The following is a 23,991-nucleotide window of genomic DNA, read 5'->3' on the forward strand; positions in this document are numbered from 1 at the left end:
AGCCTACCGGATTCAGTGGGCGAATTCTCGGCAAAGTTCCGTTCGGTGGTCCTGCAGCGTGCCTCAGAGGTTCGCGGCTTGCAGGCGCGCTGCATGCTCGAGGTACAGGGCGATCGGGTCGGGGCCGGAGGCTGCGCTGGCAATCGTGCGGCGCAGACTGCCCAGATGGTCCAGCGGGTAGTCGGAGCGGATGACCGTGCCCAAGTGCGAACTGTAGCGGCCGACGATGCCGTCATTTTGTCCTGCCTCGGTGATGAAGTACTCCGACAGCCCACGACAGACTTCATGCAGCGGATCGAGCGTGGGCGCTCCTGTCGCTGGCAGGGTACCGCTCCAGGAATAGTAGCGGACACCATCAACCAGCTCTGCGCCGTGCCCACCCCAGGTGGTTGGCAGTCCTTGCGGGTATTTGTCATTGAAATCGCCCACACCTTCCGTGGTCAGGGCGTTGAGAGCCGCCAGGGCATTTTGCGGCAGCGTCAGGCTGCCACTCAGTAAAGTCAGGAACTCGGAAAACAGCGTCACTACATTCAGGGCAACGGCCTCCGGCAGGCGATCCGGGACCAGCGCCTTGCGCAGGAAGTCGGCCAGTTCCGAACCGTGATTCGGGCCGCTGACGGAGGTAACCGAGGCGACGGCGTGTGGCGCATGCGCAGCCGCGTAACGTGCGCTCAGTGCGCCTTGACTGTGACCGATGAGGTTGACTTTTTCAGCGCCGGTACTGGTGAGGACGCGATCGATTTGTTGCAGTAACTGTTCACCTCTTGTTTCGTTGTTGTGTGTGGCTGACAGGTGCGGAACCAACACCCGGTTGCCAGTTGCCTTAAGTGCCTCTTTTACCTCGTGGAAAAGTTCGAAATGACCGATTCGCTCAAATCCGAAGAGGCCGTGTATCAACAGTATGGGAAAGCGAGTTGTAGCATTCCGTTGCATGTTCTTACCTTTTTCACAGAAGTTCATCGGGAAACCTGTGAGCCACTCTAAAACACTCATGCCGCTGGCGAAGTACGAAGAAGCCTAGGTTGTCCGACGAATCTGGATCAGGGGGCGTAGGGCGTTTCTGTTTCTCGTGAGGCTCGAATCGGAAGTTGTGGACGTCTACTGCCGAACTAAGCGATTTTTCCGGTTACTGGCCTACTTGGTCCGTAGCTTTTGCCCGATGGTTGCGGCGAACTCTGCTGACATCGAAGCCAGTGGGAATGGCGTTCAATATTCGTTGTCACGCCATCGATGAGATTGGCGTTTATCCAAGGAATGGAGCGGCGAATGAACACCCATGAAATCGAGTTTTGCTACCGGATGCGCCACCCTGTCAGCGCCAGCATGTCGACAGAACCGTTGCCCGCACCATCGCTTGACTCTCTGGAGGGCGCGGTGCTCGATCCGGCTCTGAACAGGGTCGTCGTTCGTGTCGCGCCTTATGCCAATATGGTGTGCGGAGACCAGTTGCTGTTGAGTTGGGAAGGTCTGGATATAGAGGGCTTCACTTATCAGCATGAGATGGTTCGCTTTATCAGCGAGTCGCAGCTTGGCAATGATGTGATTTTTGTCATCAAGGGCATGCACATCGCGGCTCTGGATGGTGGTTCGCTAGACATCTACTGGACGCTTGTCAGCGCGGGATTGCCCGAGCCGCTAGCGTCTGCGCGCCTGGCGTTATCGGTAGGCGATACACCGCCGCAACTGTTGGCTGCGCATGTCGAAGGTGTCGTCGGCGGCACGCTTGACCCCGCGCGGGTGAGGGAGGGGGTGCTTGTCACGTTGCAGCCGTACGCCCGAATGGCCGCAGGCGACCGGGTGTCGCTCATCTGCAACAACGGCATATCGCCGACGCCGTTCACCGACACCTTGAAGGTCGAAGCGTTTGCGGTTGCGCAGGCTCTGTCATTCTGGGTCGCCCCGGAGCATTTCGCTGTGCAGCCTGGTGACGAGTTGACGCTGCAGTATCGCGTCGAGCAGGCGTGTGGGGCGGTACGCGAATCCACTCCTGCAAGCATTCGCATGATCCCCTTCCTGCTAGGTGAGCTGGCCGCGCCCGATGTGCTGGAAGCCGAGGATGGCTTGCTGGTGACTGAAGATACGATTGATGGCGTAACCGTTGTCATTGGCAACGTCCAGACGCAAGAAGGCGAGTTGGTCTATCTCAAGTGTGACGGTGACTTGTTCAATCATCGGGATGACCGCGAGATCACGCGGGAAACCGCCGGCAAACCACTGATCTTTATCGTGCCACAGCGATTCTGGCGCGAGCATGCTGGTGGCACTGTCCGAGTCGCTTATACGGTTGAGCGATTGGACGACACCAGTCAGGAGTCCGCGGTGACGCGAGTGCAGGTAGAGGCCTAGCTGTAGTGGCGCTCGCCCTCCGGATTCAACGAAACCAGAGGGCAAGCCACCTCATCAGTCTTGGGCTTGTGTGCGCAAACGCTGCGCCGCATCCAGCAACAGATGTTCGGTTGCATTGAAACCCAGGCAGCCATCGGTGACGGATACCCCATAGCGCAGATTCGCGCTTAGGGGCTGGCAGCCTTCGAACAGATGCGATTCGAGCATCATGCCGATCAAAGAACCGTCGCCTTGAAGGCGCTGCTCAAGCACATCGTTGAAAACGGCGGGCTGACGCAGTGGATCCTTGCCACTGTTGGCGTGGCTGCAATCGACCATGATCCGGCTCGGGATTTTCAGTCGATTCAAATCAGCCTGGATTTTCGCCACGCTGTCGCGATCATGGTTCGGGCCCTGATGGCCGCCACGCAACACCAGATGGGTGTCGGGGTTGCCTGGGGTCTGAATGATTGCTGGATGGCCTTGGCTGTCGACGCCGAAGTGCCGATGTGGGTGGGCTGCCGAGCGCATCGCGTCTACTGCAATGGCCGCGCCGCCGTCGGTGCCGTTCTTGAAGCCGACAGGCATGCTCAAGCCACTGGCCATTTCCCGGTGAATCTGTGATTCGGTGGTGCGGGCACCAATTGCAACCCAACTGAGCAGGTCGTCGAAGTAACCGGCAGCCATGGGTTGCAGTAGCTCGGTAGCCACCGGCAAGCCGAGTCGAATCATTTCCAGCATCAATTCACGGGAGAGTCTAAGTCCGCCGGCCATGTCATCGCTGCCGTCCAGATGCGGGTCGTAGGCCAGGCCTTTCCAGCCGACGGTGGTGCGCGGTTTCTCGACGTAGGCGCGCATGACCAGGAGCATTTCGTCGCGGACCTCGTCAGCAAGGCGTGCGAGTTTGCCGGCGTACTCAAGCGCGGACTGTGGATCGTGGATGGAGCAGGGGCCAACAATGACCAGCAGGCGCTGGTCTTCACCATTAAGGATGGCGCGAACCGCTTGGCGGTGGGTGGCGACCTGCTGACTCAAGGCAGTGCTCAGTGGCAATTGCTGTTTGAGTTGCAACGAACTGGGCAGACGCAGGGTCAGCGCTTCGTTGGCAGAATCGAGACTGGACAGTGGCAGAGCAGAAACGGACGAATTCATATTCGGTCTTCCTGGGCAGGCGGCGGGTGCTTCCCGCTCGCTCGGCCCTACTGGGGTGTTCGACAGTTGGCCGTATTGGCTATGTGTGGGTGCTTGCCACCTGTAGGTGACCGATCGGAGGCGGCAGGCTGTCCCGAGCGGAAGCTGGTAAATCGCCAGGCGCTAAAGCTGTCGTAACGGTAATAAGTGGCGTAGGTCATGGGTTGAATCCTCAAAGTGTCTGGTGTGTTGCTAAAAAGTCAGGGCCTGAAAAAAACAAAACCCCCGGTCGGGAAGCCGACCGGGGGTTGAGAAATTCTCTGGTGGCGACCCGTTTACATGGGCGCCGAGTGGGTATCAGGCGCGCCAGTGGCTAAACCAATACCCAAAATAAAAGCTGACCGGAGCACATGCGTCAGTCGCCCGGGCAGCCGAAACCGAGCGCAGGGCGCTGGCGGTACGTAGCTGTGGAAGGGCGTTGAACATGGTCTGTCTCCGATGAATGCGCCGAGCTTACTAGAGGCGGATACGCCTCAGCAATCAGAAATTGCTATTGCGTGGCCAACAAAATACCTATTGATCAAGTGCTTCAAGAGTTGTGACACACTCTGCGCTTTACCCGAGCATCAAGGAAGAATCATGTCGACACTGACCCTCGCCGCCGCCCAGGCTGTCTCCATCGCCGGTGATCTCAACGCCAACATTGCCAGTCATATGCGGTTCATGACGGCGGCTGCGGAACAGGGTGTCCAGTTGCTGGTTTTTCCAGAGTTGTCCTTGACCGGCTATGAGGGCGAGATGGCCTCAGCATTAGCGATTGATCCGCTGGATGCGGTGTTGGCGCCCCTGCGAGACCTCGCCTGTGAACTGGGTATCACCACTGTCGTTGGCATGCCGATTCGCCAGCAAGCGAGCCCTGCCGTGTTGATCGGTGCGCTGATACTGGCGGCTGACGGTTCTCTTGGGGTCTACAGCAAGCAGCATTTGCATGCGGGTGAGGAAGTATTCTTCGCGGCTGGTGTCGGTGGTCCGTCCCTGGTCTTTGGCGCTGACACCGTTGCGTTGGCCGTCTGCGCCGACTTTTCTCACGCCAGTCATGCGGCCGCTGCTGCCGAGCAAGGTGCCAACATTTATGCGGCTGGCGTATTGATCAGCGAAAAAGGCTACGCGCCCGATACGGCCCTGCTTCAGGGCTATGCCCGTGAACATTCGATGCTGGTTTTGATGGCCAATCACGGCGGGCCTACCGGTGGGTGGGTGTCGGCGGGGCGCAGTGCAATCTGGTCTGCGCAGGGCTTGCTGATTGTCGCCGCGCCCGGGCCCGGTGACGTTCTGGTTGTTGCTCGGCGCGAATCCGGCGCATGGCAGGGGCAGGTCGTTGCGTTGACGGACGCGCCATGACCTACCAGTTACGTCGCGCTACAGCAGCTGATCTGGCATTTTCGCGAAATCTCACCTGCCAGAACATGCTGCGTTACTACATCCAGCATGACCTGTTGTGGCAGGACGAGGCTTTCGACGTGGCGTGGATGGGGCGCGACAATTGGCTGATATCTAACGGCGATGAGGTGGCAGGGTTTCTCAGCCTCAGTCGGGATGCGCGGGCTCTGTATATTCGTGAATTGCAGATGGCTGAAGCGTTTCAGGGGCAGGGCGCAGGTTCCTGGGCAATCGATCAGGTTATCGCGATGGCCCGCAAGGAGAGGCGTCCGGCATTGCGCTTGACGGTGTTCGAAAATAATCCGGCAAAACATTTGTATGAAAGAAAAGGACTACACGTCCAGGGTGAGGATGAGTGTTTCCTGCGAATGCAGCTTGATATCAGTACACCTGTGCTCTGAAACCCACGGCCTGCAAGCCCTGAAAGATGAAATGAAACTTTTTAAATGCGGCTTTCCGCTAGGTCTGTCCGGCACTTTTTGCTAAGGTGTCCGGCATCCCAATAAGACCATATCGCGAGGTGTCTGCTTGATTAGGGTGCTAGTGGTCGACGACCATGATCTCGTTCGTACAGGCATTACCCGTATGCTGGCCGATATCGATGGCTTGCAGGTGGTTGGTCAGGCCGAGTCAGGGGAGGAATCCCTGATCAAGGCCCGTGAATTGAAGCCCGATGTGGTTTTGATGGACGTAAAGATGCCTGGTATCGGTGGCCTGGAAGCCACGCGCAAGCTTTTGCGCAGTCATCCGGATATCAAGGTAGTGGCTGTCACGGTGTGTGAAGAGGATCCGTTTCCGACTCGCTTGCTGCAAGCGGGTGCCGCCGGATACCTGACCAAAGGGGCAGGGTTGCCGGAAATGGTCCAGGCGATTCGCCTGGTCTTTGCCGGCCAGCGCTATATCAGCCCGCAGATCGCTCAGCAGTTGGCGATCAAATCCTTTCAGCCTACCAACGATTCGCCGTTCGATGCCTTGTCCGAACGCGAGATTCAGATCGCCTTGATGATCGTTGGCTGCCAAAAGGTCCAGATCATTTCTGACAAACTGTGTTTGTCGCCGAAAACCGTGAATACCTACCGCTACCGTATTTTCGAGAAGCTCTCGATCAGCAGCGACGTCGAACTGACACTGCTGGCGGTGCGTCACGGCATGGTTGATGCCAGCGCCTGATCATGACTGAAGCATTCGATTCCGGCGCCTTTCTGTCGACGGTCAGTGGGCGTCCCGGTGTGTATCGCATGTTCGACAGCGATGCGCGCCTGCTCTACGTCGGCAAGGCCAAGAACCTCAAAAAGCGTTTGGCCAGTTATTTCCGCAAGACCGGTCTGGCGCCGAAAACCGCAGCCTTGGTCGGGCGTATCGCTCAGGTCGAAACAACCATCACGGCCAACGAAACCGAGGCGCTGCTGCTTGAGCAGACGCTGATCAAGGAATGGCGGCCGCCCTACAACATTCTGTTGCGCGACGACAAATCCTATCCCTATGTATTTTTGTCCGATGGGCAGTTCCCGCGCTTGAGCATTCATCGCGGCGCAAAGAAAGCCAAGGGCAAATACTTCGGGCCCTATCCGAGCGCCGGGGCCATTCGCGAAAGCCTCAGTCTGCTGCAGAAGACTTTTTTCGTTCGCCAGTGTGAAGACAGTTACTACAAGAACCGCACCCGGCCTTGTCTGCAATATCAGATCAAGCGCTGCAAGGCACCGTGTGTAGGGCTGGTCGAGCCTGAAGTCTATGCCGAGGATGTACGTCACTCGGTGATGTTCCTCGAAGGCCGGAGTCACGCGCTGACCAATGAGCTGTCAACGGCGATGGAAGAGGCGGCGATCAATCTTGAGTTCGAGCGAGCTGCCGAGTTGCGTGATCAGATCGCACTGCTGCGCCGCGTTCAGGATCAGCAGAGCATGGAGGGCGGCACCGGCGATATTGATGTCATCGCCGCATTCGTCAATCCGGGTGGCGCCTGCGTGCACCTGATCAGCGTCCGCGGCGGCCGGGTGTTGGGCAGCAAGAATTTCTTCCCCCAGGTCGGGATCGAAGAAGATGTGTCTGAAGTCATGGCAGCATTCCTCGGGCAGTACTTCATCAGTAGTCCAGAGCGCGATTTGCCGAGCGAATTGATCGTCAACGTCGTGCACGAAGACTTTCCGACCTTGATCGAGGCCATTCATGAATTGCGCGGCCGTGAGTTGGCCATCAGCCACCGGGTTCGCGGTACACGTGCGCGTTGGCAGCAATTGGCAGTCACCAACGCCGAGCAGGCGCTGGGCGCACGTCTGGCCAACCGTCAACACACCGCTGCGCGCTTCGAGGCCCTGGCTGAAGTGTTGAATCTGGATGAGCCGCCACAGCGCCTGGAATGCTACGACATCAGCCATTCCAGTGGTGAGGCGACCGTTGCGTCCTGCGTGGTCTTTGGGCCGGAAGGCGCGATCAAATCGGATTACCGCCGCTACAACATCGAAGGTGTCACGGCGGGCGACGACTATGCGGCCATGCATCAGGCGCTGACCCGACGTTTCAGCAAGCTGAAGGAAGGCGAGGGCAAGTTGCCGGACATCTTGTTGGTCGACGGTGGCAAGGGCCAGTTGTCGATGGCCCGTGATGTGCTCAACGAACTGGCCGTTCCCGATCTGATCCTGCTGGGCGTTGCCAAGGGCGCAACGCGCAAGGCTGGTTTCGAAACGTTGTATCTGAATGATGCAGCGCATGAGTTCACTTTGCGTGGCGACTCACCGGCGCTGCACCTGATTCAGCAGATCCGCGATGAGGCCCACCGCTTCGCGATTACCGGACACCGCGCGCGCCGTGGCAAAACCCGCCGTACGTCAACGCTGGAAGGCGTTGCCGGGGTAGGGCCGACGCGACGACGCGACTTGTTGAAACATTTTGGTGGATTGCAGGAGCTGTCTCGTGCAAGCATCGAAGAGATCGCCAAAGCCCCGGGGATCAGTAAAAAGCTCGCAGAGTCGATTTATGCAAACCTGCATAGCGAGTAGAATGCCCCTTCACCTCGTAGCCAGTTGTGCCGATGAATATCCCTAATCTGATTACCGTTCTACGCGTCCTGCTCATTCCGATTTTCATTTTGCTGTTCTATCTGCCTTACCAGTGGAGTTACATGGCCTCCGCCTCGGTGTTTGCCTTTGCGGCAGCCACGGACTGGCTGGATGGTTATCTGGCCCGTCGTCTGGAGCAGAGCACTCCGTTCGGAGCGTTTCTCGATCCGGTAGCCGACAAGCTCATGGTTGCCGTGGCGCTGGTGCTGCTGGTGCAAGAGCACGGCAATCTCTGGCTCACACTGCCCGCTGCGGTCATCATCGGTCGCGAGATCGTGGTGTCGGCATTGCGTGAATGGATGGCCGAGCTCGGTGCTCGCGCCCATGTTGCCGTATCGAATCTGGGCAAATGGAAAACCGCTGCGCAGATGCTTGCACTGGTGATCCTGCTGGCCAATCCAAAGGACTTCAGCTTCTGGGTCGTGTTGGGTTACGCCTTGCTGATGGTCTCCGCAGGCCTGACACTCTGGTCGATGGTTCAGTACCTTCGCGCCGCCTGGCCACATCTGAAGACCGATGTTGAAAAGAAATAAAAGTTTTTTGAATCAAGGGGTTGACGGAGCTTCTTAATTCTATAGAATGCGCATCACCAAGCGGGAATAGCTCAGTTGGTAGAGCACGACCTTGCCAAGGTCGGGGTCGCGAGTTCGAGTCTCGTTTCCCGCTCCAAGTTTAAAACGCGTTTGTTGTCGTGCTACTGATAGCAAACGTCTTGAGGCCGAGTAGCAAAATGGTTATGCAGTGGATTGCAAATCCACCTACGCCGGTTCGATTCCGACCTCGGCCTCCACTATAAACAAGCTCCGTAGATCCATGATTTACGGAGCTTTTTTATTTGCAGTGCGCTGCAAGATTTAGTCTTGAAAACGGCCATTGCGAACTTGCTTCACCGGGAACTGATGTATATATTTCCCGCTCGGCTGCTGAAGCCTCGATCCTGCCAGGATCGCCGCTCGGCTGCCGGACAGAGCAACACCGCGCTACCGCCCGAATGGCGAAACTGGTAGACGCATGGGACTTAAAATCCCCCGCTCGTAAGGGCGTGCCGGTTCGATTCCGGCTTCGGGCACCATCTTGAATCAAGGGTTTGCGGGCGAAAGCTGATGCAAGCCCTTGTTTGTTTCCGGGGCGATGTTTCGACGACGACAAATTCCGAGCAGAACACCTGAAGCGAAAGCCCAGCCATCGAGCTGGGCTTTTTTATGGCCTTAAACAAATGCCTGATGGGCAAAACCCCGTGGCAACCGCTGGCGGCCGGACATCGCTGTCAGCCGTTCAACCCACTCTGCACGCCAGTTGGCTGCGCCGTGAGGCGTTTTGGCGTGCCTGACTGCGCGTCTGGCGGCGTTGCGTTGATCTTTTCTCGCTTGTTTGTAGGCATCGGTGTTACGGCAACTGCGGCATTTCACGCGGTTGAGTTCGCGGCTGGCGGTCAGGTGTTGACCTTTGTGACCGCAAGCCAAATGCCCGTCGACGTTGAAATGGATAACCATGAACCGTCTCCTTTGTGACGTGTACTGGTTATGACATCTGACAGCCAAAGGTGTTCGCCGAGTCAAAACGCAGGCAAAAAAACACCCGCATGCGGGCGGGCGTTGAATGTGTCACTAAAGGAGTGATTTCACAGTAAGTGAACAGAGGTGATGGTTTTGTGAAAAGAAACAGACCTGCGCGCGCGAAGATAAATGGCGGGCGACCCGAGGCCCGGTAACGTTATGCCGCCGCTGCAATATCCCGCTTGATTTTCGTCAGGGCGATGACTCGTGTGTCGTTATCTGAACCGAGGCAGCGGCCGATCGACAGGTTTGAGTGCCGACAGCGTGTTGCGAATCAGCGGCGCATCCTTTTCGATGTCGTTCAGCCGATCACGAATACGCAGGGCTGTCGGGTGACCACCTTGATGGTCGACCCAGTCGGCGATCTCTTTGCAAGCGGCTGCGAGGCGCGCCTGCCGGGCGTCGAGCAAGGTGAGGAGGGTGGTGATGGACTCTTTTTCGGACATGGAACACCTCCGTTCTATGAAACCTGAGCTGCAGCAAAAAGCTCGCGTGTTGCGAGCCTTCTGCCGTGGGGTGCTGCTCCTTCAGCTGGTTTCAGTATAGACCCGCTTCTGATCGGCATCAGCCTGACGATTCACGGGCCGGTAGTGGGGAACTGACTGCGTTGAGACGCGTGCATTCTCGCGTTGCATCTTGCTCCGCGTCGTAGCCATCGCCGATGAAACCGCCCGTGCGCGTGTCGCAGATGCGAAACCAGCTAATGGTTTCAGCAGGATCATGCTGGCTGTCTTCGGCGCGTCGACCGTGAATAATGACCTTGTTGCAACGCTTCACGACGAAAATGTCTTCCATGGCGTCACCGCAGCTGATTCGTGTCAGATCAACTATAGAACTCCTCGGCAATCGTGCAAAAAATAGTCAGTTCAGCTCGTCGGTTGCCACTGCCAGCCAGTGCAATCCCAGCTCAGACAGTAATCAGGGTTCAACGCGCGTATAAACGCTTGATCGTGGGAAACCGCGACAATGGCCCCGGGAAAAGTCTTCAAGGCCAGTTCGAAAGCTTGCACAGAGGCGAGGTCCAGATGATTGGTCGGTTCATCGAGCAGGAGCAATTGCGCCGGTGTCTGCCGCCACAACGCCAGCGCGAGCGCAGCTTTCAAGCGTTCGCCGCCGCTGAGCGCAGCACAGGGCTGCGTCGCGCGCTGCGCATCGAGTTGCAGGTGGGCGAGGTAGCTGCGCAAGGTGCCTTCGCTCAAAGGCGTGCCCTGAGCCTTCAATTGTTCAACGATCGAGGTTTTTTCATCCAGCAGGGCCAATTGCTGATCGAGAAAGGCGAAAGGCACATGGGTGCTACAGGCGCCGCTCACGGGTAACTGTTCGCCGGCCAGCAGCTTCAACAAAGTTGATTTTCCGCACCCGTTGGGACCCGTGACAGCCACGCGCATCGGCCCATGCAGGGAAATATTCAGTCGACTGGCGGGCGCGGTAATCGGTAGCCAAGGTAAACGGACGTCGACCAGCGTACATACGTGACGTGCATTTGGAACCCTGCTTCCCGGCATGTTAATCAGCACACCATCCTCCGGCGGGACATTCGCGTAAGCCTGGCGCACCCGCTCATCCAGGTCGCTTTTGCGTGCCTGGTGAGCGACTTTTACATGGCCCATGATGTCCTTCGCAGCCGCTTTCATGGCCGCCCGCTCAAAGCCGGCTACGTTCGCGGTTTCTGCGTTGCGGCGGCTGCCGGCAGCGTGGCGCTGGATCGTGTCGTGCTCGCGCTGCAATCGCGTTCGCTCACGTTGCCGTTCGATTCGGGCCTGATCGAGTTGCGCCTGCGCCGCTGCCTGATGGATTCGACGTTGCTCGGCGAAGTCCGAATAGTTGCCACTGAAGACTGTGGCACCCAACGGCGTGAGCTCGATGATGCGCTGCATCTGCTCCAGCAATTGCCGGTCGTGGCTGACGACAATCAGACCGCCACGCCACGTTTCCAGCTTGCTCATCAGCCACTGTCGACCCGCCGCGTCGAGATGATTGCTCGGCTCATCGAGCACCAGCAGTTGCGCCTCGCTCAGCAGCGCAGCGATCAGCGCGATGCGGGCTTGCTGGCCGCCACTGAGATTTTTCGCCGGATCGGTTGGCGCAATGTCGCTGAGTCCGGCCTCATCGAGAATGTGCCGCAGGCGTTCGCGCAGGTCCCAGCGCGCGCCGATGGTGTCGAAGTCTTCAGCAGCGGCGAGACCCAGATCGAGCCGATCCAGTGCCGCCAGCACCGCAGTTGTACCGGTCGCATCGGCCACGGTTTGTCCGGGTCTGGCACTGAAGGTTTGCGCGACGTAATGCACGGAAACCGAGCGCAGCACACGGCCAGCAGTGGGTTGCAAGTGCCCGGCGATCAATCGCGCGAGTACGCTTTTACCGACGCCATTGCGTCCGACAATGGCGGTCGGTTGATGATCGAAGGTCAAATTCAGTGCGTTGAACAGCGTCTCGCCATTGGCGAACTGAAAACCCAATTGATTCAGGGAGACGAGAGCAGGCGTACGCGAGACGTGAGTCATCGGCACCTCCAGAAAATGTCGTGAACACTGACACGCGCCGTGGGCGGCATGTCGCGATTACATTTTTAGAAGGCCTGGTTGTTCACTTCTGCGATCGTCCTGAGGAGGGAAAGGTGTCTAGCCTAGACGACGCTGCCCGGTCGATCAAGGCGCAACGGTCATCTCACTCATGCGTTCGAGAAACATTGCCAGCGCCACCTCTTCGGCACGCAAGCCTTTACGCACGCGAGGGCGGGGCAATTCGGCCAGCGCTCCGAGCATGAATTTTTCCACCACGGCGGGATGGATATAGCACTTGCGACACACCGCCGGCGTGTTGCCCAGTTGTTTGGCCACACCCTTGACCATCTCGACGACGTGGCGTTTGGCTTCGGTCTCCGACTCGTGGGTCAGCTCGCGCAACACCGCCAATGCCAGGGCACTGCCGGCCCAGGTTCGATAGTCCTTGGCGGTGAAGTCGGCGCCGGTCAGGGTTTGCAGGTAAGCGTTGACGTCGGAAGAGCTGACGGTGTGTCGTTCACCATTTTCGTCCAGGTACTGGAACAGGTTCTGTCCGGGAATTTCCAGGCAGCGTTTGATGATTCGCGCCAGACGCCGATCCTTGACGGTGATCTGATGTTCGATGCCGCTCTTGCCGCGAAACTGGAACAGGATCGCACTGCCGTTGACTTCAACATGGCGGCTGCGCAGCGTGGTCAGGCCGTAAGAGCGATTGTCCCGCGCGTATTGCGTGTTGCCGACGCGGATCAGCGTGGCATCGAGCAGGGTGATCACGGTCGCCATGACCTTGTCCCGACTGAAGCCGGGTGCGGCCAGCAGCGCTTCGAGTTGTTTGCGCAATTTCGGCAAGGCCAGGCCGAACTCACGCAGACGCGAATATTTGTCGGCGTCCCGCACTTCGCGCCAGCGTGGGTGATAGCGATATTGCTTGCGGCCACGGGCGTCGCGGCCGGTGGCTTGCAAATGGCCACGCGGGTCAGGGCAGATCCACACGTCGGTGTAGGCCGGCGGCACGGCGAGGGCGTTGATGCGTTGGATTTCGTCGGGATCGGTAATCCGCTGCCCCGACGGCTCGAAATAGCTGAACTTGCCGCGCAGTTTCTTGCGGGTGATGCCGGGCTGGATGTCATCGACATAGTGCAGGTCGGATGGCAGTGTGTCGATCAGCTCGGTGTCGGGCATGGCAGCGTCCTTGGGGTGGTGGCGGTCTGTAAAACGATTGACCGCACGCCGTGGCCGTCGTGCCGAATGATTTACGCCAGCACTGCAACTGCCTTGATCTGCGCCCAGAGCTGCTGGCCCGGATGCACGCCGAGTTGATCCCGAGAGAACCGCGTGATGCGCGCCACCAGCGGCGTGCCGCCGGCGTCGAGGCGAATCAGCACATGCGCGGCGTTATCCGCCGCTTGCTCGCTGACCACGGTGACCGGCAGCCGATTGAGGATGCTGCTGAATTCGGTGTTTTGCAGGGTGAGGCTGATGTCCCGCGCATGCACTTTGCAGCGCAGGGCCTGACCCAGTGCCATCGGTGCGTGCGTGACGCGAATACTCATCTCGGTCGCCGGCAATTGCAGGCTCAGCAATTGATAATCCGCGTCGTAGGCACAGACCTGGCCTTCGATGATCACCCCGGCGTCGTCGCCCATCGCCATGGGCAGGTCCAGACGTGCGAGGGTCTCGCCGATCGGGCCACTGGCCAAGGCTTTGCCGTCGCTGAGCAACACCAGATGATCGGCCAGCCGCGCGACTTCATCCTGCGCATGGCTGACGTAAAGCACCGGAATATCCAGTTCGTCATGCAGGCGTTGCAGGTACGGCAGGATTTCGCTTTTGCGCTGGCTGTCGAGGGCGGCCAATGGCTCGTCCATCAACAGCAGTTTCGGGCTGGTCAGCAATGCGCGGGCGATGCCGACACGCTGGCGTTCGCCACCGGACAAATGCTGTGGATGACGTTCGAGTAAATGCCCGATGCCGAGAAGTTCGGTGGCTTGGGCCATATCGACCCGGCGTTGTGATTTGGCGATGCGCTTGAGGCCGAACTGCAAATTGGCCAGCACCGACAGGTGTGGAAACAGGCTGGCTTCTTGAAACACATAGCCGAGTGCGCGTTTGTGCGGCGGCACGAAAATGCCGTTATCGCTGTCCTGCCAGATTTCGTCGTTGATCCGGATAAAGCCCTGTTCAGCGCGCTCGAGCCCGGCGATACAGCGCAGGCAGGTGGTTTTGCCAGAGCCGGAATGACCGTACAACGCGGTGACGCCACGCCCCGGCAAGTGCAGGTCGACGTCGAGGCTGAAGCCTGAATAAGCGATTTTCAGACGTGCATCAATCATTGATCAGCTCCAGCCCGCGCGGGTCTTGCGGCTGGAGTAGAGCGCCAGCAACACCAGAAACGAAAACACCAACATGGCCCCGGCCAGCCAATGCGCCTGCGCGTATTCCATGGCTTCGACGTGGTCGTAGATTTGCACCGAGACCACGCGGGTCTTGTCGGGGATGTTGCCGCCGATCATCAGCACGACGCCGAACTCACCGACGGTGTGGGCGAAACCGAGGATCGCCGCCGTCACGAAGCCGGGGCGCGCCAGCGGCAGAATCACATTGAAAAAAGTGTCCCATGGGTTGGCGCGCAAGGTCGCGGCGACTTCCAGTGGGCGGGTGCCGATCGCCGAGAACGCGTTTTGCAACGGTTGCACCACGAACGGCATGGAATAGATCACCGAGCCGATCACCAGCCCGGTAAAACTGAACGTCAAGGTCCCGAGGCCCAGCCATTGGGTGAATTGGCCGAGAAAACCGTGCGGCCCCATCATCAGCAGCAGATAGAAACCGATCACGGTGGGTGGCAGCACGAGGGGCAGAGCGACAATCGCCCCGATGGGGCCGCGCAGCCAGGAACGGGTGCGCGACAACCACAGGGCAATCGGAGTGCCGACGACCAACAGGATCACGGTGGTCAGGGAAGCCAGTTTCAGGGTCAGCCAGATCGCCGCGAAATCGGCACTCGTCAGCGACATTTAGAGTTGGTAGCCGTAAGACTTGATCACCGCAGCGGCTTTCGGGCCTTTGAGGTATTCAACCAGCGCTTTGGCGGCAGCGTTGTCTTTGCCTTTGTTGAGGATCACGGCGTCCTGTTTGATCGGGTCGTGCAGGTTGGCCGGCACGATCCACGCCGAGCCGCTGCTGACTTTGCCATCCTTGTAGATCTGCGACAGGGCCACGAAGCCCAACTCAGCGTTGCCGGTGGAAACGAATTGATAAGCCTGGGTGATGTTCTGGCCTTCAACGATCTTGGCTTTGGTCGCCTCGGTCAGTTTCAGCTTCTCCAGCACTTGGGTGGCGGCCAGGCCGTACGGCGCGGCTTTCGGGTTGGCGATGGATAAATGCTGGAATTCGTTCTTTTTCAGCACTTCGCCTTTGGCATCGACATAACCTTCTTTTGCCGACCACAGCGCCAGGGTGCCGATGGCGTAGGTGAAGCGCGAGCCCTTGACAGTGTCGCCTTCTTTTTCAAGTTTTTCCGGGGTGGTGTCGTCAGCCGAGAGGAACACTTCGAACGGCGCGCCGTTTTTGATCTGGGTGTAGAACTGGCCAGTGGCGCCGTAGGCTGCGACCAGTTTGTGCCCGGTGTCTTTTTCGAAATCGGCGGCGATTGCCTGGATCGGTGCGGTGAAGTTGGCGGCAACAGCGACCTGCACTTCATCAGCCTGCGCAGCGCCCATGGCGAAGACGGCGAGCAGGGAGGCCAGGCAGGTTGGGGCAAAACGTGAGGCACGAATGGTCATGTAACAGCTCCGTGGTTGGCGTGTGCAGAGGGCAGTTATTGTTAGGGGTGGCTGCGCCGATGCGAGGGGTGAAATCGCTATATAGCTGAATATATAGCGAAATGCCGCTAAACGGAAAGTGTTGGTTGAAACCAGCGTGAAGACGCTGAATTCCTCACGCTGTTGAGGCTCAACGACGAAGCAGTTTCGCCAAGGCCCCGTGCGCCAATTGCCGGGTCAGGTCGGCGCTGCTGACGTCTGTCCCCAGGGTGAACGCCTGGCCCGCCCAGAGGTTGGCGAACTCCGCTTCATTTTTGGCCCTAAGCGGCATCAGCGCACCGCCGGACAATGGGAATGCGGGCGCCTTGGGCGACATCGGCCCCAGCTCGCGCATGACGCGGTTGAGAATACCTCGGGCCGGGCGTCCGGTAAAAATATTGGTAATGGCGGTTTCACTTTCCTTGGCCGTGCGCAGTGCCTGGTGATGCGCGGCACTGACTTTCGCCTCCGGCGTGAACAGGTACGCAGTACCGACCTGCACCGCCGATGCACCGAGCATCAACGCCGCGGCAACGCCACGCGCATCGGCAATGGCGCCTGCGGCGATCACTGGAATCTTCACCGCATCGACCACCTGCGGCACCAAGGCGAAGGTGCCGACCTGACTGCTCAGGTCTTCACTGAGAAACATCCCTCGATGGCCGCCGGCTTCGTAGCCCATGGCGATGATCGCGTCGCAACCGTTGTGCTCCAGCCACATGGCTTCATCGACGGTGGTGGCCGAGGAAAGAATTTTTGCTCCGGTGGCCTTGACCCGATCGAGCAAGGATTTCTCCGGCAGGCCGAAGTGAAAACTCACCACTTGCGGGCGAAACTCCTCCAGCACTTCGCACGCGGCCGCATCGAAGGGCGCGCGGTTGGACACCGGTGTCGGTGCATCGAAGTCGACGCCGAGTTCGCGGTAGTACGGTTGCAGCAGATTCTTCCAGTCGCGCGCCCGCTGTTCATCGGGCTGCGGTGGCTGATGACAAAAGAAGTTCACGTTGAAAGGTTTGTCGGTGTGCGCACCAATCGTTTTCAGCTCTTCGCGAAGCTGCTCGATGCTCAGCATCGCTGCCGGCATTGAACCGAGGCCGCCGGCATTGCACACAGCGATCACCATCGATGAATTTGTCGCGCCGGCCATCGGGCCTTGAATGATCGGCAGCTCAATGCCGAGAAGGTCAAGAATGCGGGTATCTGGCCATTGGTTCATGACAGCGGTTCTCCGGACGACAAAACGGGCAGGGGCGGCAGAAGCGGTTTTTAGCAGCAAAACCGGTTTTGGAGCCAGTTCGAAATTCAGAATAACGCGTGCAGTTTTTCAGCGCCGATGAAGTCCACCGCCACCGCCACCGCCAAACGAATGGTTCATGAACTGCGAAGAGTTGTGAAAGTTGTTGGTGCGCTGATTGCCGAAGTTACGCGCGGCGGATTCGCGGTTGAGGTTTTGCAATTGCGCATTGTTGTGCACCGGCGCGGTCCGTGTCGCACCACCACGGCCGACCACTGATTGCCAGCCATTATCGGTTTTTTTGTAGACGTTGCCGTCGTGCCCGGCATAGACGTTGTCGCCGACGTGTGCCGCGCCACTGTTGCGTCCACGGACACCGCCATATTGGGTGGTGTTGCCGGTGTTGGGGTTGTACACGGCCCCGCGATTGGCGGTGACTTGTGTGCCATTGCGCGCATTGCCGGCGGTGACGCGTTCGCCGGCAATCGCGCCTCCGTTCGGGCCGACCGCCACGCCACTGCGCCCGGCTGCGTAGTTGCCGGTGTAGACGTTGTGCACCGCGCCCCTTTGCCCGGCAGCCGCGACACCGGTGCGTGAGTTATAAGAAGCACCGACCTGACCCGCCCAGCGATTACCGGTCCAGGCGTTGTAACCTGCGCCGTAGCGACTGACCGTGGCCCGATCCCCCCACTGATGGTAAATATTGCCGGTGGTGCCGGCCCAGCCGCCCGGCCCCCAGGCGACAGCGCCGCCGCGATAACCATAAGCGGCGCCACCCCACGCCAGCGGCGCCGGATACAGGTGCGGGCCCCACGCATAGCCCCAGCCATAATTGCCCCACCACGGATAAGCGCCCCAGCCCCAGCCCATTGCCACCGTGCTGCCGCCCCAACTCCAGCCGAATCCGAAACCGAAGGTCCAGCCGGTCCAGGGCGTATAGCGAATGGCGACGCCGAAGCCATAGGTCACGGGCGGCCCGTACCAGACACTGCCGACCCACGGTGTATACGGATAACCGGTGCCGTAGACCACGACGCCGGTCGCCGGATCGAGATTGGAACCCTGATAGCCCGGCGTGTAGCCAACCACCACGGTGTCGCCGCTGGACTCATAGACTTTGACGTAAGTGAGGTAATGCATGGGCGAGCTCGGCGGGATCGAATAGATCACTGCCGGTACGGCGGTGGCCACGGCCCATGGGCCATTCACCGTGGTTGAGGTGAACCAGATGCCGTTTTCCACCGCATACCAGCTGTCGTTGTCGACACGAATGATCGGAGTGGCGCTGTTGATCACGTATTGCAGCGGCGTGGTGTTGATGACTTTGAGTTGTGGCTCTCCATCGAACTGCGGAGCGCTCATCTTCACCGCGCTTTTCTTGATCGCCGAGGTTTGTGGAATGGTCGCGGCAATCGCCGCTTCCTTGGCCTGCGGGGTGCCGGCGACCGAAGCCTTGACGTTTTCCTTCGGGCTGTCGTCGGGGATGTTGGCGAAGTCTGCGGGCAGTTTGTCTGCCGGGGTAAATGTCCACGGCCCCTGCATATCGCTGGCACGGAACCAGCGCCCGGAGATCAGCACGTAACTGTTCTGATCGCCAATTTCCTTGAAGATATGTCCGGTGGTATTGCTCACATACAACAGGCTGGTGCCTTGAATCGGCAGCCATTGAGGGGCACCGTCGGTGACCAGCAGTTCGGTGGGCGCGGTGGCGATAAAAATCTTCGGTTGCGGCGGTTTGGCCAGGCTCGGCACTTTGTCTTTCGGATCACTTTGGCCGGTCAGCAGATCGACTTGCCGGCTTTTGATGGCGGCCTGCTTGGCTTTCTCCAGATCGGCAGGTGGCGCGGCCAGTTGCGTGTACTCGCCGTTCAACTGGTCGGCGACCATCCAGCCATCGAACACATGCAGATAATGTTTGCCCTGCGCATCTTTCAATAACAGCGGCCGCGTGTTGATCACTCGTTGCAGCGCCGTGCCGTCTACCGGCCGATACGCTGCATCGCCATCGATATAGACGAGCAGGGCGGGAACGTCGGAGGTGATGATGGCCGGCGGGGTGTTCTCCAGTGGCGCGTTATCAGCCTGCTGTTCTGCCGACAGCACGCCAACGGCAGCTTCCAGTTGATCCAGCGAGATGGTTTTTTTGCGGTTTGCGGCGTCTTTTTGCAGTGCGGCGACCCAGGTGTCGGCCTGACTGGCATCTGCCGGGAAGTCGGCTTTGAGGATTTTGTATTGATCGAGCGCGACCCAGCGCGTGGCTTTGTCGACCAGGGTGTGCGCGCTGAACTGGACGATGCCGTAAGTCGATTTACCGTCGGCAGCGGTGGCTTCGACAGCCGCGCGGGCATTCAGGGTGTAGCCATCCCAACTGTCGAGTTGCGGCTGATACACCGTCAGTTTCGCCTTGCCGCTGGTGATCACCTGCGGCCATGTCGGCGCGCTCGGCGCTGCCTCGGCGGCCGGTGCGGCGGGGGCTGCCCAGGCATTGTCCACGCTCAGAAAACACAGGATCGACAGCACAAAAAACCAGCGCGGGTAAGACATTGTCAACTCCATCGACAGGCCGATTTTTGAAGGAATAATCGCGAAAGCACAACCGTCGCAAAAGCATAGTCGCCGGCCGTGGAAATACCCGGCGGATTCGCCGACTGGCTGAAAGTCGAGTGTGGCAATGTGTTGCGATGTGGTATTTCAATGGACGCAATCTTCACATCCATTCCACGAGAGGTCGCCATGTTCAACGCCATCCTGATCGATAAAGACGACAGCGGTTATCGCGCCAGCGTGCAGCAGATCAACGACGATCAATTACCCGAAGGCGATGTAACTGTACGAGTCGCCTACAGCACGCTGAATTTCAAGGATGGCCTGGCGATTACCGGCAGCAGTCCGGTGGTGCGCAAGTTTCCGATGGTGCCGGGGATCGATCTCGCGGGCACTGTAGAAAGCAGTTCTCACCCCGATTATAAAACGGGTGATCAGGTGCTGCTCAATGGCTGGGGTGTCGGTGAAAGTCACTGGGGCGGACTGGCGCAAAAGGCCCGGCTCAAAGGCGATTGGCTGATCCCGTTACCGAAGGCATTTACTGCCGCACAAGCGATGGCCATCGGTACGGCCGGTTACACGGCGATGCTGTGCATCCTTGCGCTGGAGCGCAATGGCGTGACCCCGGAGCAGGGCGAAGTGCTGGTGACGGGAGCCAATGGCGGCGTCGGCAGTTTCGCTATCGCGCTGCTCAACAAACTGGGTTATCGAGTGGTGGCGTCTACTGGCCGGCTCTCCGAGCATGAATATCTGAAGCAACTGGGCGCCAGCGAAATCATTGATCGCGCAACCTTGTCCGAGCCGGGCAAGCCATTGGCGAAGGAGCGTTGGGCAGCGGTGATCGATTCGGTGGGCAGTCATACGTTGGCCAACGCCTGCGCCAGTACTCGCGCGGAAGGGACTGTCGCTGCCTGTGGTCTGGCGCAGGGCATGGACTTTCCGGCCTCGGTCGCGCCTTTCATTCTGCGTGGCGTGACCCTGGCCGGCATCAACAGCGTGACCCAGCCCAAGGCTCGTCGCCTGGAAGCCTGGGACCGTCTGGCCAAGGACCTGGATTTCGCTTTGCTGGGGTTGATCAGCCACGAAATCGCCTTGAGCGAAGCGATCGACGCGGCGCCGAAATTGCTCGCCGGACAGTTGCGCGGACGGGTTGTGGTCGACGTCAATCGCTGACAAAGCAAGCGCCATCACGGCGCTTGCTACATCGGTATCGGCTAAGGCTGCGTCTCGCGCTCAAGCAACTGCCGTTTGCGCTCGACGCCCCAGCGATAGCCCGACAAATTGCCATCGCTGCGCACCACGCGATGGCAAGGGATCGCCACCGCCAGGCGATTCGCCCCGCACGCCTGAGCCACCGCACGCATGGAGGTCGGCGCGCCGATGCGCTGGGCGATTTCGGCGTAGCTGGCGGTGCTGCCGAGCGGGATTTCACGCAATGCTTGCCAGACGCGCTCCTGAAACGCCGTCCCGCGTACGTCCAGCGGCAGGTCGAGGCCAATGGCCGGCGCCTCGATAAAGCCCACGACTTTGGCGATCAACTGTTCGAAGCCGCTGTCCGCGCCGATCAGGTTGGCTTTGCGGAACTGATCCTGCAGGTCGCACACCAGTTGATGCGGGTCATCACCCAGCAGAATCGCGCACACCCCACGCTCGCTTTGCGCCACCAGAATCGCGCCGAGCGAACATTGGCCGACAGCAAAGTGGATGTCGTTGTTCTGACCGGCAGCGCGGTAGTCGCCGGGTTTCATGCCCAGCAGTTGGTTGGCTGATTCATAAAAGCGGCTGTTGGAGTTGAAGCCTGCGTCGTACAACGCATCGGTCACCGAGCCCCCGCCGGCCAGGCGTTCACGGACTCTGCGCGAACGATGGGCGGCGGCGTAGGCTCTCGGTGTGAGGCCGGTCGCGGCTTTGAATACCCGATGGAAATGAAACGGGCTCAAACCGGCCGTATCAGCGAGCTCGTTCAGCGGCGGCGGGTTCTCGGCGGTTTCGATTTGCCGGCACGCTGTCGCGACGGTCGCCGCATGCTGCGCCGCGACAGCACTTTGATCCTTGCTGGCGCGTTTACTCGGCCGATAGCCCGCCGCCTCAGCCTGTTCGGCGGTATCGAAGAACTCGACGTTTTGTGGTTTTGGCAACCGGGCGAGGCTGCTCGGGCGGCAATAGATGCCAGTGGTTTTGACTGCGTAGACAAATTGCCCGTCCGCCTTAGGATCCCGTGCAAGCACAGCGGCCCAGCGCGGATCATTTTCGATAGTGAGCGTGGCCGAAAGTGTTTTCATGATGGGTAATCCGTTGACCTGTTTGATTCAGGTTAACCAGCGTCGCTTGGCACAACACTCCGGGCCTTGCGGTCAAATTTTGCGAATTTACCGGGCGACACGAAACGTCAGATTGATCCGCTGTTCACCCAGGCGTGAATGCTGACCTTGCTTGATCGGCAGGACGCCGTGGAAGCGCAAGCGATCGACGCCGCCCCAGACCACCATGTCACCGTGCAGCAGCGGGATCCGTTGGGTCTTGTCGCTGCGGGTAAAACCACCGAACAGGAACATGGCCGGTAATCCGAGGGACAGGGAAACGATCGGCGCGCCGTAGTCCTTTTCGTCTTTATCCTGATGCAATGACATCTTTGCGCCGGGGACATAGCGATTGATCAGGCAGGAATCGGCATTGAAATCAGTGAACCCGGCTCGCTCGGCTGCCGAGTGTGCCAGCGCGGCGAATGACTGCGGCATTCGCGGCCAAGGCAGGCCACTGAGTGGATCGACCCCGGAATAACGATAGCCGCTGCGATCAGTGATCCAGCCCCACTCACCGCAACTGCTGGTGCCGACCGACATGCTGAAACCTCCCGGGGTCATCATGTGACGCAACGGGGCCGCAGCGAGAACGGCGTCCAGCGCCGGCAGTAGCTGATCGACTATCGGCAGGGCGAAGCCGCGCAACAGCCATGATTGCTCGCCAATCTGCTCGGCTCGGGCGCGTTGTTCGGGTTCGTGGTCAGCGAACAGGTCGAGTGTTGTCGAGGACATGGCCATCAGGTTGCGTCGTGAAAGATGATGCCTAGGGTATGCCTTTTTCCGCTGTGCAGGCGACTGACGCCGTGACGCATTGTTACCCGATAGTCGCCGCGCACGCCTTTGACCGGGCGTTGATTCACCGCAAAGATCAACGCGTCACCTTGTTTCAGGTCCTGCACCAGCGGCCGCGATTGCATGCGCGGGCGTTGCTCGGTGAGCACGAATTCGCCGCCGGTAAAATCCTTCCCCGGCTCTGACAGAAGAATCGCGACTTGCAGGGGAAAAACCGATTCGCCGTACAAATCCTGATGCAAACAGTTGTAGTCCTGCGCACCGTACTGCAATAACAGTGGAGTAGGGCGCGACTGACCGACCGCATGGCAGCGCTGAAGGAATTCGCTGTGCGTCTCGGGAAAGCGCTCCGCCAGGTTCATGCGCTGGTACCAGCGGTTTGCCAGTGGCACCAGGCGTGGGTAAAGCGCTGTGCGCAGGCGTTCGACGGTTGCGGGAAGCGGATAGCGAAAATACTTGTACTCGCCGCGACCAAAACCGTGACGCGCCATGATGACCTGCGAGCGAAACGGTTCGGCCTGCGGATAGAGCGCACTCAAGCGCACACAGCTTTCTGGCGACAGCAGCGAGCGGATGATCGCGCAACCGTCGTCATCCAGTTGCTGCTCCAGGCTTGCCCAGTCGAGCGTTTCCAGCCGAGAGGGGGACATCGACATGCGGACTCCTTGACTCATGGTCGAGGCAGTCAGACTAGGCGTGGCCTGGCGGCAGAACACTCCGCCGCTTGCGGTCGAATTCCTGTCGGTACCTACAGGGCTTTGCTGACGGCAATATCGCTGATCACTTCTTGCGGCTCATGGAGTTTGTCGAGCTCAGCCTTGGCTTCCTCTTCAGTCCCGTTCACCAACTGAGCGAACTCGAAGCGACGCTCACCGTTGAGTTTGTACTTGATGACGTATTTGGTCGTTTGGGCCACGGTCATGCTTACCTCTCTGAATGGGCGGAACGGCTCAGCTGAGTTTGGTGCTGGAGCGGCGGATGATCTTGATCGAATGCGTCAGGGTCGGCTTGCGAGTCACGCTGATCGGGCGACGGTTGACGGTGTCGATGGTGATGTTCCAGAAACCGGTGCTCGGCGCAGTGATGCGGGCCGGAAACGTGTCGAAAGCGCCGCCGTGATAGGTGTGACGGCCGCCATTTTTAAAGCTGCGGAAGTTGGCGTCGTTCATCAGACGGATGTTGCACATTTGCGAGCATTGGATGACGACGATGTCGTCCTCGTTGAGGTGCTCGCGCTGGTGAATAAATTTCATGGGCGCCTCCAGAAGGGCTTTTTCTACAAAATCAAAACGATAGCTTATCA

Annotated in this window: 24 protein-coding genes and 3 tRNA genes; 10 read left to right on the forward strand and 17 right to left on the reverse strand. The window is 59.3% G+C overall.

The features are described 5' to 3' along the window. Window positions 1-63 precede the first annotated feature (63 nt). The gene (locus tag WA225_RS15855; protein ID WP_422608930.1) at window positions 64-933 is read right to left on the reverse strand and encodes an esterase/lipase family protein; all 870 of its coding nucleotides are present in this window, start codon (window positions 931-933) and stop codon (window positions 64-66) included. Window positions 934-1,266: 333 nt separating this feature from the next. Here WA225_RS15855 and WA225_RS15860 point away from each other — a divergent pair, with 333 nt between their 5' ends. After that, on the forward strand, window positions 1,267-2,346 hold the full coding sequence (locus tag WA225_RS15860) for a hypothetical protein (protein WP_422608621.1): 1,080 nt from the start codon (window positions 1,267-1,269) through the stop codon (window positions 2,344-2,346). 54 nt (window positions 2,347-2,400) lie between these two features. On the opposite strand, the gene WA225_RS15865 is transcribed toward WA225_RS15860, so the two are convergent. Next, complete coding sequence (locus tag WA225_RS15865) at window positions 2,401-3,477, reverse strand: 3-deoxy-7-phosphoheptulonate synthase (protein ID WP_422608622.1); 1,077 nt, start codon at window positions 3,475-3,477, stop codon at window positions 2,401-2,403. A gap of 618 nt (window positions 3,478-4,095) precedes the next feature. On the opposite strand from WA225_RS15865, the gene WA225_RS15870 reads away from it, so the two are divergent. The 8 genes from WA225_RS15870 (at window position 4,096) to WA225_RS15905 (ending at window position 9,024) form a co-directional block, all read left to right on the forward strand. Next, the gene (locus tag WA225_RS15870) at window positions 4,096-4,857 is read left to right on the forward strand and encodes a carbon-nitrogen hydrolase family protein (RefSeq protein WP_422608623.1); all 762 of its coding nucleotides are present in this window, start codon (window positions 4,096-4,098) and stop codon (window positions 4,855-4,857) included. Then, window positions 4,854-5,297, forward strand: coding sequence for a GNAT family N-acetyltransferase (locus WA225_RS15875; RefSeq protein ID WP_422608624.1), 444 nt, complete (start codon window positions 4,854-4,856; stop codon window positions 5,295-5,297). Before WA225_RS15870 ends, WA225_RS15875 begins: the two co-directional genes overlap by 4 nt. Window positions 5,298-5,424: 127 nt before the next feature. Then, window positions 5,425-6,066 (forward strand): response regulator transcription factor GacA, encoded by a 642-nt coding sequence (gene uvrY, locus WA225_RS15880; RefSeq protein WP_024012761.1) that lies wholly within the window; start codon window positions 5,425-5,427, stop codon window positions 6,064-6,066. A 2-nt stretch (window positions 6,067-6,068) separates the two neighbouring features. Then, entirely contained in the window at window positions 6,069-7,892 is a 1,824-nt protein-coding gene (gene uvrC / locus WA225_RS15885) for an excinuclease ABC subunit UvrC (protein WP_422608625.1), read from the forward strand. A gap of 32 nt (window positions 7,893-7,924) precedes the next feature. Then, on the forward strand, window positions 7,925-8,485 hold the full coding sequence (gene pgsA / locus WA225_RS15890; RefSeq protein ID WP_016984200.1) for a CDP-diacylglycerol--glycerol-3-phosphate 3-phosphatidyltransferase: 561 nt from the start codon (window positions 7,925-7,927) through the stop codon (window positions 8,483-8,485). 60 nt (window positions 8,486-8,545) lie between these two features. After that, window positions 8,546-8,621 (forward strand) — tRNA-Gly (locus WA225_RS15895). Between the two features lie 47 nt (window positions 8,622-8,668). Continuing rightward, window positions 8,669-8,742, forward strand: a tRNA-Cys gene (locus tag WA225_RS15900). Window positions 8,743-8,937: 195 nt separating this feature from the next. Then, window positions 8,938-9,024, forward strand: a tRNA-Leu gene (locus tag WA225_RS15905). Between the two features lie 136 nt (window positions 9,025-9,160). Here the strand turns inward: WA225_RS15905 and WA225_RS15910 are convergent. The 10 genes from WA225_RS15910 to WA225_RS15955 all read right to left on the reverse strand — a co-directional run bounded on the left by WA225_RS15910 (window position 9,161) and on the right by WA225_RS15955 (window position 19,593). Then, the gene (locus WA225_RS15910; RefSeq protein WP_422608626.1) at window positions 9,161-9,445 is read right to left on the reverse strand and encodes a hypothetical protein; all 285 of its coding nucleotides are present in this window, start codon (window positions 9,443-9,445) and stop codon (window positions 9,161-9,163) included. 278 nt (window positions 9,446-9,723) lie between these two features. Further along, window positions 9,724-9,954, reverse strand: coding sequence for a hypothetical protein (locus WA225_RS15915; RefSeq protein ID WP_008082703.1), 231 nt, complete (start codon window positions 9,952-9,954; stop codon window positions 9,724-9,726). Window positions 9,955-10,072: 118 nt separating this feature from the next. Further along, entirely contained in the window at window positions 10,073-10,303 is a 231-nt protein-coding gene (locus WA225_RS15920; protein WP_422608627.1) for a hypothetical protein, read from the reverse strand. A gap of 71 nt (window positions 10,304-10,374) precedes the next feature. Continuing rightward, window positions 10,375-12,012 (reverse strand): ABC-F family ATP-binding cassette domain-containing protein, encoded by a 1,638-nt coding sequence (locus tag WA225_RS15925; RefSeq protein WP_422608628.1) that lies wholly within the window; start codon window positions 12,010-12,012, stop codon window positions 10,375-10,377. Window positions 12,013-12,156: 144 nt separating this feature from the next. Then, window positions 12,157-13,194: a DNA topoisomerase IB gene (locus WA225_RS15930; protein ID WP_422608629.1), complete on the reverse strand. Its 1,038-nt coding sequence runs from the start codon at window positions 13,192-13,194 to the stop codon at window positions 12,157-12,159. Between the two features lie 71 nt (window positions 13,195-13,265). Then, window positions 13,266-14,345: a molybdenum ABC transporter ATP-binding protein gene (gene modC / locus WA225_RS15935; protein WP_422608630.1), complete on the reverse strand. Its 1,080-nt coding sequence runs from the start codon at window positions 14,343-14,345 to the stop codon at window positions 13,266-13,268. Between the two features lie 3 nt (window positions 14,346-14,348). After that, on the reverse strand, window positions 14,349-15,029 hold the full coding sequence (modB, locus tag WA225_RS15940; protein ID WP_422608631.1) for a molybdate ABC transporter permease subunit: 681 nt from the start codon (window positions 15,027-15,029) through the stop codon (window positions 14,349-14,351). Beyond that, complete coding sequence (gene modA / locus WA225_RS15945; protein ID WP_422608632.1) at window positions 15,030-15,797, reverse strand: molybdate ABC transporter substrate-binding protein; 768 nt, start codon at window positions 15,795-15,797, stop codon at window positions 15,030-15,032. Between the two features lie 169 nt (window positions 15,798-15,966). Next, on the reverse strand, window positions 15,967-17,031 hold the full coding sequence (locus WA225_RS15950) for an NAD(P)H-dependent flavin oxidoreductase (RefSeq protein WP_422608633.1): 1,065 nt from the start codon (window positions 17,029-17,031) through the stop codon (window positions 15,967-15,969). A gap of 108 nt (window positions 17,032-17,139) precedes the next feature. Then, entirely contained in the window at window positions 17,140-19,593 is a 2,454-nt protein-coding gene (locus tag WA225_RS15955; RefSeq protein ID WP_422608634.1) for an autotransporter, read from the reverse strand. Window positions 19,594-19,782: 189 nt separating this feature from the next. On the opposite strand from WA225_RS15955, the gene WA225_RS15960 reads away from it, so the two are divergent. Beyond that, window positions 19,783-20,766 (forward strand): MDR family oxidoreductase, encoded by a 984-nt coding sequence (locus tag WA225_RS15960; protein WP_422608635.1) that lies wholly within the window; start codon window positions 19,783-19,785, stop codon window positions 20,764-20,766. A gap of 41 nt (window positions 20,767-20,807) precedes the next feature. On the opposite strand, the gene ada is transcribed toward WA225_RS15960, so the two are convergent. From ada to WA225_RS15985, 5 genes are all read right to left on the reverse strand, one after another. After that, window positions 20,808-21,875 (reverse strand): bifunctional DNA-binding transcriptional regulator/O6-methylguanine-DNA methyltransferase Ada, encoded by a 1,068-nt coding sequence (gene ada / locus WA225_RS15965; protein WP_422608636.1) that lies wholly within the window; start codon window positions 21,873-21,875, stop codon window positions 20,808-20,810. Window positions 21,876-21,962: 87 nt separating this feature from the next. Further along, a complete protein-coding gene (alkB, locus tag WA225_RS15970) occupies window positions 21,963-22,628 on the reverse strand; it encodes a DNA oxidative demethylase AlkB (RefSeq protein ID WP_422608637.1) in 666 nt (221 codons plus the stop codon). Window positions 22,629-22,633: 5 nt separating this feature from the next. Further along, the gene (locus WA225_RS15975) at window positions 22,634-23,344 is read right to left on the reverse strand and encodes a 2OG-Fe(II) oxygenase (RefSeq protein ID WP_422608638.1); all 711 of its coding nucleotides are present in this window, start codon (window positions 23,342-23,344) and stop codon (window positions 22,634-22,636) included. A 92-nt stretch (window positions 23,345-23,436) separates the two neighbouring features. Next, the gene (locus tag WA225_RS15980) at window positions 23,437-23,610 is read right to left on the reverse strand and encodes a hypothetical protein (RefSeq protein WP_422608639.1); all 174 of its coding nucleotides are present in this window, start codon (window positions 23,608-23,610) and stop codon (window positions 23,437-23,439) included. A 28-nt stretch (window positions 23,611-23,638) separates the two neighbouring features. Next, window positions 23,639-23,941: a DUF1883 domain-containing protein gene (locus tag WA225_RS15985; RefSeq protein WP_016984992.1), complete on the reverse strand. Its 303-nt coding sequence runs from the start codon at window positions 23,939-23,941 to the stop codon at window positions 23,639-23,641. Between the last annotated feature and the right edge of the window lie 50 nt (window positions 23,942-23,991).

This window comes from Pseudomonas sp. (assembly GCF_049300855.1).
Lineage (GTDB): Bacteria > Pseudomonadota > Gammaproteobacteria > Pseudomonadales > Pseudomonadaceae > Aquipseudomonas.